At 38.8% G+C, this 14953-nt stretch carries 13 protein-coding genes; 7 read left to right on the top strand and 6 right to left on the bottom strand.

Annotation, left to right across the window (positions count from 1 at the left end; translation table 11 throughout):
• Positions 1–5: 5 nt before the first annotated feature.
• Complete coding sequence (locus PSH41_RS04150) at positions 6–440, top strand: acyl-CoA thioesterase (protein ID WP_024033640.1); 435 nt, start codon at positions 6–8, stop codon at positions 438–440.
• Between the two features lie 199 nt (positions 441–639).
• On the opposite strand, the gene PSH41_RS04145 is transcribed toward PSH41_RS04150, so the two are convergent.
• From PSH41_RS04145 to PSH41_RS04125, 5 genes are read right to left on the bottom strand one after another with little or no spacing between them, the layout of a single operon-like run.
• On the bottom strand, positions 640–1962 hold the full coding sequence (locus tag PSH41_RS04145; protein ID WP_273588238.1) for a Na+/H+ antiporter family protein: 1323 nt from the start codon (positions 1960–1962) through the stop codon (positions 640–642).
• 8 nt (positions 1963–1970) lie between these two features.
• Positions 1971–3932, bottom strand: coding sequence for a transglutaminase family protein (locus tag PSH41_RS04140; RefSeq protein WP_273588239.1), 1962 nt, complete (start codon positions 3930–3932; stop codon positions 1971–1973).
• Entirely contained in the window at positions 3925–4938 is a 1014-nt protein-coding gene (locus PSH41_RS04135) for a DUF58 domain-containing protein (protein WP_443197742.1), read from the bottom strand. Before PSH41_RS04135 ends, PSH41_RS04140 begins: the two co-directional genes overlap by 8 nt.
• A complete protein-coding gene (locus PSH41_RS04130; RefSeq protein WP_273588241.1) occupies positions 4922–5827 on the bottom strand; it encodes an AAA family ATPase in 906 nt (301 codons plus the stop codon). The genes PSH41_RS04135 and PSH41_RS04130 overlap by 17 nt, the downstream gene beginning before the upstream one ends.
• Before the next feature lie 12 nt (positions 5828–5839).
• Positions 5840–6223, bottom strand: a complete 384-nt coding sequence (locus PSH41_RS04125) for a response regulator (protein WP_273588242.1) — start codon at positions 6221–6223, stop codon at positions 5840–5842.
• Between the two features lie 466 nt (positions 6224–6689).
• Here PSH41_RS04125 and PSH41_RS04120 point away from each other — a divergent pair, with 466 nt between their 5' ends.
• From PSH41_RS04120 to PSH41_RS04095, 6 genes are all read left to right on the top strand, one after another.
• Entirely contained in the window at positions 6690–8012 is a 1323-nt protein-coding gene (locus PSH41_RS04120; protein WP_273588243.1) for a hypothetical protein, read from the top strand.
• A 139-nt stretch (positions 8013–8151) separates the two neighbouring features.
• Positions 8152–9456: an ABC transporter substrate-binding protein gene (locus PSH41_RS04115; protein ID WP_064385375.1), complete on the top strand. Its 1305-nt coding sequence runs from the start codon at positions 8152–8154 to the stop codon at positions 9454–9456.
• Between the two features lie 118 nt (positions 9457–9574).
• A complete protein-coding gene (locus PSH41_RS04110) occupies positions 9575–10447 on the top strand; it encodes a carbohydrate ABC transporter permease (RefSeq protein WP_024033631.1) in 873 nt (290 codons plus the stop codon).
• Between the two features lie 2 nt (positions 10448–10449).
• Positions 10450–11280, top strand: a complete 831-nt coding sequence (locus tag PSH41_RS04105; protein ID WP_064385372.1) for a carbohydrate ABC transporter permease — start codon at positions 10450–10452, stop codon at positions 11278–11280.
• Positions 11281–11290: 10 nt separating this feature from the next.
• The gene (locus tag PSH41_RS04100) at positions 11291–12304 is read left to right on the top strand and encodes an ABC transporter ATP-binding protein (protein WP_064385371.1); all 1014 of its coding nucleotides are present in this window, start codon (positions 11291–11293) and stop codon (positions 12302–12304) included.
• Positions 12305–12467: 163 nt separating this feature from the next.
• Positions 12468–13427, top strand: a complete 960-nt coding sequence (locus tag PSH41_RS04095; protein WP_064385369.1) for a sugar-binding transcriptional regulator — start codon at positions 12468–12470, stop codon at positions 13425–13427.
• Between the two features lie 748 nt (positions 13428–14175).
• Here PSH41_RS04095 and PSH41_RS04090 read toward each other — a convergent pair.
• Positions 14176–14952, bottom strand: a complete 777-nt coding sequence (locus PSH41_RS04090; RefSeq protein WP_128581553.1) for a DNA/RNA non-specific endonuclease — start codon at positions 14950–14952, stop codon at positions 14176–14178.
• Position 14953 lies beyond the last annotated feature (1 nt).

Below are 14953 nucleotides of genomic sequence, written 5' to 3'. Positions count from 1 at the left end.
ATACTATGACAGACATTAACCGCGATGCAATTATTGCAAAGCGTATTGAAGACTCAACGACCTCGGTTACTAAAACGGTGTTTCCTGGGCGCACTAATCATCACAACACATTATTTGGTGGCGATGCGTTAGCATGGATGGACGAGGTTGCTTTTATTGCCGCCACTCGTTTTTGCCGAAAGCCGTTAGTGACTATTTCATCTGATAGAGTTGATTTTAAAGAGGCTATTCCAGCAGGTACTTTTGCTGAGCTAATTGCTAAAGTTGTGCATGTGGGCAATACATCACTTAAAGTGGATGTGGATATTTGTTTAGAAACCATGCATAAAGATGATAAGCACTCGGCTATTTCAGGCAGCTTTACCTTTGTAGCCGTAGATGATGACCACAGACCGACACCGGTGGTATGCGATAAAATGATTTACGGTTTTGATAAGTAAATGGCCTTTAAATAAGCACCAGTATTAGGTGCTTATTTAATTATAGCATAAGAACACATCATACTATCTTGTTGTAAAAAGAAATCTTAGCAGCTATAAAAAATATATAGATTTCGTTAGCAAAATAGGGAGGTATAAAAAAGGCATGAAATACATGCCTTAAAAATAATGAATTATACACACTATAAGTGCAGAGGTGTTAAAGCACCATAGCCGCAATCCAACCAAATATAAGTAATGGAATATTAAAATGTATAAAGGTGGGGATCACCGAATCTCGTATATGGTCATGTTGACCATCGGCATTTAAACCCGAGGTTGGTCCAAGTGTAGAGTCAGAGGCAGGAGAGCCCGCGTCACCTAATGCACCCGCTGTGCCCACTAAAGCCGCAGTTGCCATAACCGAGAAACCTAAATCTAAACATAAAGGCACAAATAAGGTAGCTATAATTGGTACTGTAGAAAACGAACTACCAATACCCATTGTTATCAATAATCCCACCAATAAAATAGAGGCCGCAGCGAGGGGCTTATTGCCATCAAATAATGCAGCGCCACTGTGAACTAAACTTGCTACATCACCGGTTGCTTTCATTACTGAGGCAAATCCTTGAGCCGAAATCATAATAAAGCCAATCATCGCCATCATGGCGACGCCTTTACTAAATACGTCGCCGTTTTCTTCCCACTTAACAACACCAAATACACTAAATATCATTACGCCAACAAGGCCGCCTAATATCATAGAGCCACTTAGGTTTTGTGCAACCAAGGATGAAAGCACAGCAAACAAACCCACGATCATCACTTTTTTTGGTTTCTCAATCTCGCTAGCTTTGCTTTGTGTTGTTAACGGTTGCGCTTTGTAGTCACGGCGTTTTGCGTAACTTATAAATACCGCAATAATTAACCCAACCAACATACCGCAGGCAGGAATGATCATTGCCATAGGCACTTGGGTGTTAACTATGTCTAGGCCGTTATCAACTAAGTTTTTATGCAAAATAGAGTATAAGTAAATGCCACCAAATCCATAAGGCAATACCATGTAAGAGGTAGCTAAACCAAACGTTAATATACAGGCAATGGCGCGGCGGTCTAAACGTAGTTGATTAAACACAACGAGCAAAGGGGGGATTAAAATAGGTATAAACGCTATGTGCACAGGCACTAAATTTTGAGAAGAAATAGCGCAGCCTAATATAATTAATAAAATAAAATAGCTTAAAAAGGTTTCGCTGCCTGCACCTTGTGCATTCACTTTGTTTAATAGCTTTTCGGCGAGGATACGGGTTAATCCCGATTTTGAAATAGCCACAGCAAAGGCACCTAACATTGCGTAACTTAGTGCAATTTCAGCGCCTGCCGACAAACCAGAATTAAATGCATCAACACTTTCTTTTATCCCTAAACCCGCTGTTAAACCAGCTACAAGTGCACTAATTATCATAGCTACAATGACATTTACACGGGCTAAGGAGAGCCCAAGCATTAAAATAACGCCTATAACAACCGCATTCATAGTTTTCTCTATTTTGAAGATTTAATTAATTTTATCAGATCTTTAGCCTGATTTTTACGTTCTTTAGTAAAAGGTTTTTTAGCGTAGCGCACTTGATTAAATAAATAGCTAAATTCGCTTAAAGGTTCCGCAGTATCAGGGCTTTGCTCAGCAAAGTATATTAACTGCTGATTTGGTGAATAGTGACTAGGCGCCGCTATGTCGTTTTTATCTGCCCAGTGCTTAATTGCCTCAAATTCTGAAACTAACGGCGGGCGTTTACTTTTATTGCGTGGCCAATTTAAATAAATAAAGTAAGCAGCAAAGCTAAAAGCAAGTCCTAAAATAACCGCTAAAGGGACCAGCCAAAGATGTTTACTACCAAAAAGTGATTTTAAAAAGTTGCTTTGCTTTTCTTCGTCAAAGCCAAGTACCCAGCTGGTCCATTGGTAATCAAGGGTTTCTAGTTTGAGCCTTAACCAATTAACGGCTGCAAAGTTACTTAAACTCACTAAGCCAAAATCAAGATTACTTTTAAATTCATCATTGAGTTCTTCGTTTTGTGAAAGTGAACCATTTAAACGCTCGGGGGCGACCACCGCAGTGGCATCAAAAATTTGCCACTGATTATTAATATACACTTCAACCCAAGCGTGGGCATCGTATTGGCGAACCGATAAATAATTATTTGTTTGGTTTTTTTCGCCACCTAAATAACCGCTGGCCAAGCGCGCGGGAATACCGGCGCTTCTAAAAATATACGCTGCTGCACTGGCGTAATGGCCGCAAAAGCCGCGTTTTTTATCAAATAAAAATTGATCAATAGTGCTGTCACCCGTCATTGGCTCAGGGGTTAACGTGTAACTAAATTCTTGTTTAGCAAAGTAGCTAAGCAATGCATTATAAAAGTCGCTTTGCGAGGTTGTTGATTGTTTAAGTTCGGCAGCAAGCTTGGCTGCTTGTTGGTTTGTTTGGTTATTTAAACGTGTGTAATAAGCGGTTTGCCAATCTGAAAGTTGCTCTGTACTCAGTGCTGCACTTGATACCTGATACTGCAAGCTTTTAGCTTGATATTGTTTTTTTCGTAATAGCCCTAGCGCATTACTTTCAACATTTTTATTGTTACTGGTTGCGTAACCAAGCCCATATAACCATTTTTGATTAGCAGGCTCGGCAATAATAGTGTAGGTATTTTGTACTGCAATTTGTTTATTGGGATCAGCACTTTGATTATTATATTTTAATAAATCAGATGTTTTCCACGCTTTACCATCAAAGGTGTCATGCACAAGTGCTCGCCAATAATAAGGTGAGGCGGGCGTGTCGTTATCAAAACGCGCTCTAAAAACCAGTTCATCAGAATTAGACAGCTTTGCAATATCAAACGGATCTACCTGTTCAGAGAGCCCTGTTTTAGCAAGCTTTGGCCCAGGTAACTGCCAAAAAGCGGGCATTTTAGGTAAAAACAACAGCAAAAATATTGCTAAAGGCAAGGCAATAAATAACAGCTTAGCACTTTGTTTAGAGGCTAATTTTAAACTATGCGAAGATTCAATTAAGCTCAATACTGCAAAATTGAGTAAAAATAGGGCGCTCATGGTTAAGGTGGTTATTATGCTTTGGTTAAACAAATACGCCGATGAAATAGAAAAAAACGTGAGTGTGACAATAATATGGTAATGTTTTTTTGTTTTAGCCTGCAGTAATTTAAAAATACTAGAGAGCAATAACATAGCAACAAACAATATGACTGTATCGCCTATACCTATGGTGTAAATCATTAATATTAAGGCTAATCCGGCCAAAATATTTGCAAGCCACGCGTTAGGTTTAGGGTTGTTAGTCAGTGTTAAGTACACATTCCAAAGGCATAAAAGCGATAAAACCCCAATAAACAGTACGGGCATATGCGATAAATAAAACGCAAATAAGCAGGCGTATATAAAGCTCATTGCTAAATTAATTGCCCGGTAATTTAATAGCTCAGCCATTATTTGCTCCGCCGTATTCGCTCAGAAGTGCTAAACACTGTGATTTATCGTGCGTGTCGTTAGTTGCTTTGTAACTTGCTGAGGGCAAAATTAGTGTAAACGGCGTGTTGTTTTCGCATGCATTACACACTAAAAAGCAAAGCTGACTCAAGCGTTGCTCGGTGTTACCCGTTAGCAGGTTAAAATCAAAAACAATATCGGACTTTTTATAATCTATAAATTCTTTTACTAGCAACTGCTGCGATTTAGCGTAATGTTTCCATGAAATTCGCTGCAATCCCATTTCTGGTAAATGCGTAATTAGCTCATCAAACTCTTCGCTGCCGGGCTCTTTAATACTGCCTGTTTGCGTTGTGTGTTCAAACGTACTGTTGTAAGTGTCGTTTAATACATGCTCTGGCGCAGGGTAAACGTAAACAGAATCATTAGGTTGTATATAACTCCACACGCTTACCAGCCCAAATGGGTAATTACTGTGTATTTTAAAACGTTCAAGGGTATATTTACCGCGAGTATTGTAAGGTAGGTTAATAATTAAAGCGCTGTCTTTGGGTGTAACTTGCGTTAAGTGCTTTGCATATTCTTGGTCATTTGAGTAGCTAAGCGATACTGATTGAGTAAGTGTAGGGGCTTTTAAAATAAATTTAACAGAGCCTTTATTTGGTGAGAAGATGGCAAAACTTTTTATATAATCAACTTTTAGCCCTTTGGCATTTGTATAACCAAGCAGAACGGCAATAATCATCACCACAAACATTAAATAAGCCATCACCAAAATTAAGTTATTTTGATAATTAATGCCCATAACAAAATTTAAAATAGCCACAATAATAAAGTAAAAGCCGAGCTGCGAGGGCACTACATATATATTGTTATGAGCCAGCGTTATGGATTGCTTTGAATGCTTGTTTTTAAGTAGTTTATTAAGTAAACGCTTTTTTAAAGCGCCTAATATACCGACTTTTTCGGCTTTTTTTTTGTATAACACGTTAAACTGGCACAGCAACGGTTTTTAAAATTTCATTTACTTGCGCTTCGCCCGACTCGTTATGCAGTCCTAATCGGTGTTGGCACACACTGGCAAATACAGCTTGTACATCGTCAGGGGTTGCAAACTCTCGCCCTTCAATAAATGCCCACGACTTAGCCGCTTTGGCAAGCGCTATACTTGCCCGTGGAGAGAGCGAGCCTGCAAATGCTGCGCTTTGACGAGTATGTGTTACTAATTCAATAATGTAATCGATTACAGGGCTACTTATCACAATTTGGTTAATTAAGGTTTGAATTTGCTGTAGCTGCTTAGCGTCTATTCTTTGTGGTAATTGGCTGTAGTCTCGCGGTTTAATGTTTAAAATAAGTTGTTTTTCAGCCTCTTTAGGAGGAAAGCCTAAACTTATGCGCATTAAAAATCGATCTAACTGCGATTCTGGAAGTGGGTAAGTACCCGACTGATAAAGCGGGTTTTGTGTGGCAATTACAAAAAAAGGATTTGGTAACGTGTACTTAGTACCATCTACTGTAACTTGCTGCTCTTCCATTGCCTCAAGCAATGCACTTTGCGTTTTAGGGCCCGCGCGGTTTATTTCATCTGCTAATACAACTTGGCTAAAAATCGGCCCTTTATGAAATGTAAACGTGTGCTCATTAGCGTTAAATACATTAGTTCCTAAAATATCGGCAGGTAAAAGATCGCTTGTAAATTGTATACGCTGATACGACAGCCCAAGCACTGCAGCAAGTGCATGTGAGAGCGTAGTTTTGCCCATACCAGGTAAATCTTCTATCAGTAAATGTCCTTCACTGAATAAGCAGGTGAGTGCTAGTTTTATTTGTTGTTTTTTTCCAAAAATAACACTCGATAAATCGTCGATAATTGCCGTAACAGTGCTTTGCATACTGACCTTATATTATTCGCTTAGTTCGAGGCGCTTCATAACAGAATTAACTTTTTTAGCGTTAAAAGGTTTTTCTATAAAGCCTTTAGCGCCTAATTCCCATGTGTTTTGCACGTTTTCAAGGGTGTTGTGACCCGAGCACATAACAACGTGAGCGTGAGGGTAGCTATCATTAATATGTTCTAGAATATCAGAGCTTTCAGAATCAGGTAAGTCCACATCCAAAAATATGACATTGGGTAATTTTTTATCAAGAAGGGGTTTTGCAGAAAGGTAATCGTTGCTTTCTAAAATATCTTCAAAGCCTAGCTCCGTTAATATTTGGTTTAGGTAGTCACGTATTTCCTTAACGTCATCAATAATAAGTATAGGCTCAAGCGGGCGCACAAATTCCATATGTTAATTACTTCTATTTTTTATACATCTAAAGTAATTTAATTTTATGCTAAGCACTGTATAAGCTCAAGAAAGTAAATCAAAAAACAACCAATTAGCGCTTTTACGCGCCTAAACCTGCCGTATTAATTAAACGCCCATACCATTTAATTGGTTAATAAATGTTAAATAACGCACTTCAATAGCCCTCTACAGAACATTTTAAATAAGACTTTAGTTATAACTTGCAATTTTATTTTGGAATTCAAAACTATTAAACCCTTGTTTATAAATGTAAATTTTTATAAACACCATTTCATGTAAATGTTTTGTAATAAAAGATGTTGACGTTACATTATTCATTTGTGATTATGCTCACTAGCTGAGCCTATGCCCATTAAGAAGCTTAAAAACACATTAAAGTAAAATGCTCATTCGCTTTAGCTGCACACTGAAAATACACAACACACTAAATAGAGAGTTCATTATGTTAAATAATAAGAAAGCTAAATTTGCGCTAACTTTAGTAGCAGCAGCATTGGCGGCGCCTGCACAAGCAGAAATGTCAGATTACTTTGACCGCCTTGACGTTAACTTTCTAGCCATGCAAAACTTTCAGTCTATTCAAGCTAAAGACGGTGCATTTCGTCCTGGAGATGAAGAGCAATCATCAGGTTTTGGGCGTATCAGAGCTAACTTAATGCTTAAGTTTCATATAAATGAATACATTACTGCCGACATTGATATAGCCGAAGAGCCAAACGATTTTGGCGGCGGCGACCGTGATTTTTCGTTTCATAACGACTTTGCAGGTATTGAGTTTGATTTACTTGGCTTATACGGGACACCAAACGAAAACGAAAATTTAACGCTTCGTTTAGGTAATATTGGCGCCTCTCCATTTCAGTTTAAAGGTTTTCAAGACGGCGCTGATAACCAAGGTAATGCCTTAATTGGTAACGGCATTAACGACTACGCAACCGCAGAAAACGGTGCACAATTAAGCTACACAGAAACTTTTGATAGTGGTGTACTTCGTTCTTATAACGTGGCAGGTCACATTACTACATCAAGCTTTGGCGAAGCATTTCAAGAAGATAGAGGCTTTAATTACCGTTTACAAGGTACATTAGAGTTTGAAGGTGGCTTTAAAGTTGGCTTAAATTACTTACAAGCTAACCAAGGCGACCAACTTCGTTTTGAAAATGGCGTAGCGAGCTTAGATGGACTCACAACAACAAATTACCGTTTTGGTGATGGCGAAAACTATAACTTTTCGGCTTCTCCTTCAAGCGAACGTGATACTCACGTAGGTGTTATGCCAGGGCTTGATCAGTCTATCATTCAATTAAATTTAGCGTATCAGCCATCAGATCAAACCAGCATCATTTTAATGTTGGGTAAATCGTCTGACGATTACACCTTTGCAGACTCTGCAGGTAACGCAGTGGCAGGTATTACCTACTTTGGTACAGATGGCGTGGCAGACGAAAACGGTACCACATTTGATTCTAACAGTGTAATTAAAGGCGAAAGCTCAGTAGAATATTACGCAGTTGAAGCACAGCAATATATCATTCCTGAAAAACTTTACGTAGCCGCACGCTATGCAGAGTCAGAAAACACTTCCGATTTAATCGGCCAAAACGATAACACCGTTGAGCGCCTACAAGTAGCCGCAGGTTACTGGTTTACAGATTCTACACTTTTAAAAGTTGAGTATGTAAACCAAGAAGAAGGCGCAAACTCAGGCGGCCAAATTGGTCGTGGTTTTGACGGTTTCACCTCAGAAATCTCAGTTAAATTTTAAATAGCTTACTAACTTACTGTTTGGTTTAAAGGTAATTTCAGCGCTGTAAATACGTTGAAATTACTCACCGCTTTATTTACTAAGGCGCTTTACAGTTATTTTTTAAGCGTCATTTAACATATTTATGAGGGTTAACCCGATGAAAACTAAATTATTAATGCTCGCGTGTTCAGTTATGGCTATTAACGTAGCCGCTAAAGAAACCATAACCATTGCCACTGTTAATAATGGTGACATGATCACCATGAAAGAGCTTAGCAATCATTTTGAAGAACAAAACCCAGATATTTCATTAAAATGGGTAACACTAGAAGAAAATATTTTACGTCAACGTGTAACAACCGATGTTGCCACAAAAGGCGGCCAATACGATGTAATGACAATTGGCACATATGAAGTGCCAATTTGGGGTAAACAAAACTGGTTAACTGAGCTTGATAACCTAGGTGAAAGTTACGACGTTGATGACTTACTACCGGCTATTCGCAGTGGTTTAACGATAGATAACAAATTATACGCGGCCCCATTTTATGGCGAAAGCTCTATGGTTATGTACCGTACAGACCTAATGGAAAAAGCCGATCTAGAAATGCCAAACGCGCCTACGTGGAGCTTTATTCAAAAAGCTGCAAAAGCGATGACCAATAAAGATGAAGGTGTTTATGGCCTTTGCTTACGTGGTAAAGCAGGTTGGGGCGAAAATGTTGCTTTAATTACTTCAATGGCAAATTCGTTTGGCGCTCGCTGGTTTGATGAAAATTGGAAACCACAATTTAACACCCCTGAGTGGAAAGCCACACTCCAGTACTATGTAGATGTTATGAAAGAGTCTGGACCTGCGGGTTCGTCAGCGAATGGGTTTAACGAAAACCTAGCGTTATTTCAAACGGGTAAATGTGGTATTTGGATTGATGCAACGGTTGCTGGCGCATTTGTAACCAATAAAAAAGATTCTGAAGTCGCTGATAAAGTAGGCTTTGCACTTGCACCAGATAATGGCTTAGGTAAACGCGGTAACTGGCTATGGTCATGGACACTTGCAATTCCTTCTAGCAGTAAAAAATCTGATGCTGCAATGAAATTTATTAGCTGGGCTACATCAAAAGAGTACAGCCAATTAGTTGCCGATAACAAAGGCTGGGCAAAAGTACCGCCGGGTACTCGCGCATCACTTTATGAAAACGAGCAATACATGAATGCAGCACCGTTTGCACAAATAACGCTTGATTCTATTAATTCGGCAGACCCGAAAAACCCTACTGTTAAACCCGTGCCTTATGTTGGCATTCAGTTTGTTGCTATCCCTGAATTTCAAGGAATTGGCACTGCTGTTGGGCAGCAGTTTTCCGCTGCACTTACTGGGCAAATGACTGTTGAGCAAGCGCTTAACACATCACAACGCCTAGTTGAGCGCACAATGCGTAAAGCGCGCTACCCAAAATAAATAAGTAGGCGGGTAAGTTTAACGCTTACCTCGTATTTTTCGTCAGCATTAGCATGTTATCTAGTAGCCGTTTGTCGTTGTTGCTAAGGTTAATGCTGACTTTTTCAAGGTCACTGATATGGCAACTACACAGTCTCGTACGCTTGCACGCATAATGCTATTTCCTAGTGTAATTTTATTACTAGGATGGATGATAGTGCCGCTGTGCATGACACTCTATTTCTCGTTTGTAGATTACAACTTACTTATTCCTGGTGAACGTGAATTTGTAGGCTTTTTAAACTACGAGTTTTTTTTAACAGATCCGGCATTTGTTGAATCCTTTTTTAATACCCTTTATTTAGTAACGGGTGTATTAGCTATCACAATTTGTGGTGGTATCGGTTTAGCTGTTCTCCTCGACCAAGCAATATGGGGGCGAAACTATGTTCGTATTATGGTTCTCGCCCCATTTTTTGTTATGCCAACCGTATCGGCTTTGGTGTGGAAAAACATGTTCATGAACCCTGTAAATGGATTATTTGCACACTTTGCAATTTGGCTCGGCTTTGAACCTATCGACTTTTTTGCGCAAATGCCTTTGTTTTCAATCATTATTATTGTTTCTTGGCAGTGGTTACCGTTTGCTGCGTTGATATTACTCACGGCAATTCAATCACTTGACCGCGAACAACTCGAAGCAGCCGATTTAGATGGTGCAGGGCCTTTTAGTAAGTTTTTTTACATCGTGCTGCCGCATTTATCACGCGCTGTTACCGCTGTTATTTTAATTGAAACTATATTTTTACTGTCTATTTTTGCAGAAATTTTAGTGACAACCAGTGGCGGGCCTGGGTATGCATCAACCAATATTACTTACTTAATTTACACCCAATCGTTATTACAATTTGATGTAGGCGGGGGCTCAGCAGGGGGCATAGTTGCAGTAATTATTGCCAATATTGTAGCCATATTTTTAATGCGCCTTATTGGTAAAAACTTAGAGGGTTAATCATGGCTAGTGCAGCAAATAAAAAATCAAAACTAATTTATACCCTGGCAGCATGGACCATCAGTGGGATGATATTTTTCCCAATTTTATGGACAATAATCACCAGTTTTAAAACTGAAGCAGAAGCAATAACAGCCACACCAGCGTTATTTGCTTTTGATTGGACACTGGAAAACTATCAAGATGTGTTAGCCCGCTCGCCGTATTTTGATCACTTTTGGAACTCGGTGGTTATATCACTCGGCTCAAGTTTATTGGGCTTATTAATAGCCGTACCAGCCGCGTGGTCAATGGCGTTTGTGCAAACGAAAAAAACTAAAAACCTACTTATGTGGATGCTTTCTACAAAAATGCTCCCGCCGGTAGGGGTGTTAATTCCTATTTATTTACTCTTTAGAGACTTTGCTTTATTAGATACAAAACTGGGCTTAGTTATTGTTATGACCTTAATAAACTTACCGATTATGGTATGGATGTTATACACCTACTTTAGAGAAATTCCGGGTGAAATTTTAGAGGCGTCACGAATGGATGGTGCAACTATTGGCGAGGAAATATTTCATGTATTACTGCCAATCGCATTACCCGGCATAGCCTCAACATTACTGTTAAACGTAATTTTGGCATGGAACGAAGCATTTTGGACACTCATTTTAACCGCTGCGAATGCCGCACCACTAACGGCATTTATTGCCAGTTACTCAAGCCCTGAAGGGTTATTTTACGCCAAGTTGTCGGCAGCATCTGCCATGGCCATTGTGCCAATATTAATTCTTGGTTGGTTTAGTCAAAAACAATTAGTGCGCGGCTTAAGCTTTGGCGCAGTAAAGTAGGAGAACACACATGGGCAGCATCACACTAAAAAAAGTAACTAAAAGTTTTGATGAAGTTAAAGTAATTAAACCGCTTGATTTAGAGATAAAAGACGGTGAATTTATTGTATTTGTAGGGCCATCGGGCTGTGGTAAATCAACATTACTGCGTATGATTGCCGGATTGGAAGACACAACCAGCGGCACAATTGAGATTGATGGCCAAGATGCCACACAGACGCCACCGGCAAAACGTGGTTTAGCTATGGTATTTCAGTCGTACGCTTTGTACCCGCACATGAGTGTACGCAATAATATTGCGTTTCCACTAAAACGTGCAAAAGTAAGCCCTGCTGAAATAGAAAGTAAAATAGCAAATGCCGCTAAAATACTTAATTTAACTGATTACTTAGACCGTAAACCAGGGCAATTATCGGGCGGGCAACGCCAACGTGTAGCAATAGGGCGCGCAATTGTTAGGCAACCGTCGGCTTTTTTGTTTGACGAACCGCTTTCAAATTTAGATGCATCGCTGCGTGTAAATATGCGCTTAGAAATTTCTGAACTACACAAAAGCTTAGCTACAACAATGATTTATGTAACACATGACCAAGTTGAAGCGATGACTATGGCAGACAGAATTGCGGTATTTAATGGGGGGATTATTGAGCAAGTCGGTACGCCACTTGAGCTGTACCAGCACCCGGTAAATAAATTTGTGGCAGGCTTTATTGGTTCACCAAAAATGAACTTTATTGAAGTAGATAACGATAGCCATGCACAAACGCATAGTTTAGGTGTGCGTCCTGAGCACTTTGAAATTTCAACTGAGTCAGGAACTTGGCAAGGTACTGTGGGCGTAATCGAGCATTTAGGTTCTGAAAGCTTTTTACATGTAACTATTAACGATGGCAGTACGGTTACGGTAAAAGCAGATGGCGATTGCCCACTACAATATGGCGATACAATATATTTAAGTGCGCCTGAGCACAAGGTACATAGGTTTGATAAAAATGGTTTAACGATTAAAAACCCAACAGTTTAATCCGCCGTTTTAGGCCAATACTTTAGGAATAGCAAATTTACCTAAAGTATTGGTTATTAAATTAATGTGACACTTCGGCATTTTATAAATGAATGATATATTTGCAAATATTATAAAATGATTTATCGCTAAACTAAGCGGCTTATCAAAATAAGAGGTTTATGTGGCAAAGCTATCAAATACAGAAATACGTAAGCTCGATGATGCAGCTAGAGCAGGGTGGCTCTATTATGTTGCGGGTAAAACACAAGACGAAATTGCCAAAAAACTCAATGTATCTCGTCAATCGGCTCAACGTATGGTGGCATTATCTGTAAGCCAAGGGCTTATTAAAGTAAGGCTCGATCATCCTATTGCTAAATGTATGGATTTAGCAGAAAAAATTAAAAGCCGTTTTGGCTTAGACTCTTGTGAAGTAGTGCCTAGCGATGGCTCAGATCCAAACTCTACAGTGGGTTTAGCGCAAGCCGGTGCAGCTGAAATACAACGCCATTTAAAATCAGAAACACCTAAAATTTTAGCTATGGGTACTGGGCGCGTATTACGTGCATGCGTTGATGAACTGCCAACGCTAGATTGTAGCCAACACAAAGTAGTGGCGATGCTTGGTAACATGGCACTTGATGGGTCGGCTTCACCTTATGATGTAGTTGTTAGAATGGCGGAGCATATAAATGCAAAGCATTACCCAATGCCGCTTCCTGTATTACCAAGAAGTGTTGAAGAAAAACAGCAATTGCATTCACAACATAATATTACCAGTAACTTAAAATTGGCCACTCAAGCCGACGTAACATTTGTGGGTGTAGGTAGCCTAGGCGAAAAATCGCCATTGCATATTGATGGCTTTGTTGATGAGCAAGAGCTAAAAGAGCTACAAAGTTTAGGGGCTGTGGGCGAAATGATCAGCTGGGTTTACGACAAACGCGGCCAATTAATTGACTGCACTGTAAACCAACGTGTTGCCAGTACGCCATTAAAAATTGAAGGTAATAAACAAATTTACGCTATAGCCGCCGGTGAAGATAAAGTACTTGCGATACTTGGTGCAGTTAGATCAAATATGATCAGCGGTTTAATTACTAACGAATACACAGCAGAACGTATTTTAAGTATGGATTAGCTAAGGTTGTTTTAGGTAGCTTTTTAAAAGCTACGGATAATAACTGACTGAATGAGCCTTTATTTTCCAAAAAGGAAAATAAAGGCTCACTTAAAATACCAATAAAGTTTTAAAAAATTTAGGCTTTTTGTAAAACGTTTTAAATAGCGCTTTAATAAAAGAGCGCCGTAATAAAAGAACGTTGATGAAAATAGCAAAGCAAAAACTGGTGTAGTTAAAATTTTAAAGTAGCCAATGCTTAAAGTTCTTTGTAAGTAATATAGCTAGTAAAGTTTTAAGTGTAATGAATAATAAAAGCATAATGACCAGGAATAAACTAAAAGTACACAGCAAAGTAAGACTAGGTATAGCTTGGTAAAAACAACCTTAATGTCCGATACCGTCTAGTATTGGACATAGCAGGAGTGTAATACACACTCCTTATTATAATACACATAACTACCTATAATTTATATTATGTTAAATAAGTTAAATTAATACATAATCAAAGTTAAGTAGCTTCTATTATGTAGCCTTTCAATCTTATAAAACCAAGCAATTACAAATTCCATATAGCAGCCTCTATATTCCCTTTATAAAAATTAATTACCTTTTTTAAACAGGCTCAAATTTTGTAATTTTCGTTTCTATCATTTTATTTAAAGCTAACTTATTGCTACAAGATTTTTTGCGACTCATATCAGGTTTAATTTAAAGCCTTAGATTTAAGTTCTTCAAAACCTAAGGCCTACCGCAAAAATAATATGACTTAGTTACAACCTAGCTCAGACCTTAAACCATACACTGATGATTCAATTGTTTGTGCACTGTTATACGATAAGTTTGGCATTACATTTATACCCGAACGCGATTCAACTTCATCAATACTTACTTCGGTATTACAAAAGTTATCACTGCGACTTGCTGTTTGCTCCATAATAAATGCCGATGCTTTAATTGTGCTACCAGTTTGCTGCATAACAATTTTAAAATAGCCACTTGGAATGGTATGCGCTTCGTTAGCTTGTGGTAACTCTGCAAAATAATATTCGTATAATGGGCCTGTTACTACATATAAATCATTTCCATTTCCTACGTGATTTCGCACTGCAGATTCAAGCCTAACCCATGGGCCTTGATTTAATGCGGATGATTGCGGCGTAATATTAGAAAGTAAGTTTGTTAGTTTCCAATCATCCGTATTGCTAAAAGATGCTAATGGAACTTGATGGCCTCTATCGGTATTTATTGTTGCATATGCATCGGTGTAATCATTAGGCTCTAACGTGTAATGTGAGTATAGATCAGGATCGGCTTTCCAACTTCTGCTTCTCGATGGTCCACTCATAGTGCTAGTCGTAACATGGTAAGCCACCCAATCTGCAAACTTTGTATAACGATTATTTTTTAAAGTATAAATACTTCGCTCAATTGTATTACCATTATCTAAACCTGTTGGGCAACCTTGTAAACAATTGTCTGCACTTGCACTGTGTGCAAAACATAAACCTGTAAGTACTATTGATGCCTTTATTATTGTCTTCATT

Origin of the sequence: Pseudoalteromonas sp. CST2 (genome assembly GCF_028599385.1) — a bacterium.
Classification (GTDB): Bacteria; Pseudomonadota; Gammaproteobacteria; order Enterobacterales; family Alteromonadaceae; genus Pseudoalteromonas; species Pseudoalteromonas atlantica.
Note: the sequence above shows the minus strand (reverse complement) of the source record. Positions and strands in the feature narration are given on the sequence as shown.

Coding starts and splice junctions, on each gene's coding strand:
- PSH41_RS04150 (WP_024033640.1), top strand. CDS start 6: ATGACAGACATTAACCGCGATGCAATTATTGCAAAGCGTATTGAAGAC.
- PSH41_RS04145 (WP_273588238.1), bottom strand. CDS start 1,962: ATGAATGCGGTTGTTATAGGCGTTATTTTAATGCTTGGGCTCTCCTTA.
- PSH41_RS04140 (WP_273588239.1), bottom strand. CDS start 3,932: ATGGCTGAGCTATTAAATTACCGGGCAATTAATTTAGCAATGAGCTTT.
- PSH41_RS04130 (WP_273588241.1), bottom strand. CDS start 5,827: ATGCAAAGCACTGTTACGGCAATTATCGACGATTTATCGAGTGTTATT.
- PSH41_RS04125 (WP_273588242.1), bottom strand. CDS start 6,223: ATGGAATTTGTGCGCCCGCTTGAGCCTATACTTATTATTGATGACGTT.
- PSH41_RS04120 (WP_273588243.1), top strand. CDS start 6,690: ATGTTAAATAATAAGAAAGCTAAATTTGCGCTAACTTTAGTAGCAGCA.
- PSH41_RS04115 (WP_064385375.1), top strand. CDS start 8,152: ATGAAAACTAAATTATTAATGCTCGCGTGTTCAGTTATGGCTATTAAC.
- PSH41_RS04110 (WP_024033631.1), top strand. CDS start 9,575: ATGGCAACTACACAGTCTCGTACGCTTGCACGCATAATGCTATTTCCT.
- PSH41_RS04105 (WP_064385372.1), top strand. CDS start 10,450: ATGGCTAGTGCAGCAAATAAAAAATCAAAACTAATTTATACCCTGGCA.
- PSH41_RS04100 (WP_064385371.1), top strand. CDS start 11,291: ATGGGCAGCATCACACTAAAAAAAGTAACTAAAAGTTTTGATGAAGTT.
- PSH41_RS04090 (WP_128581553.1), bottom strand. CDS start 14,952: ATGAAGACAATAATAAAGGCATCAATAGTACTTACAGGTTTATGTTTT.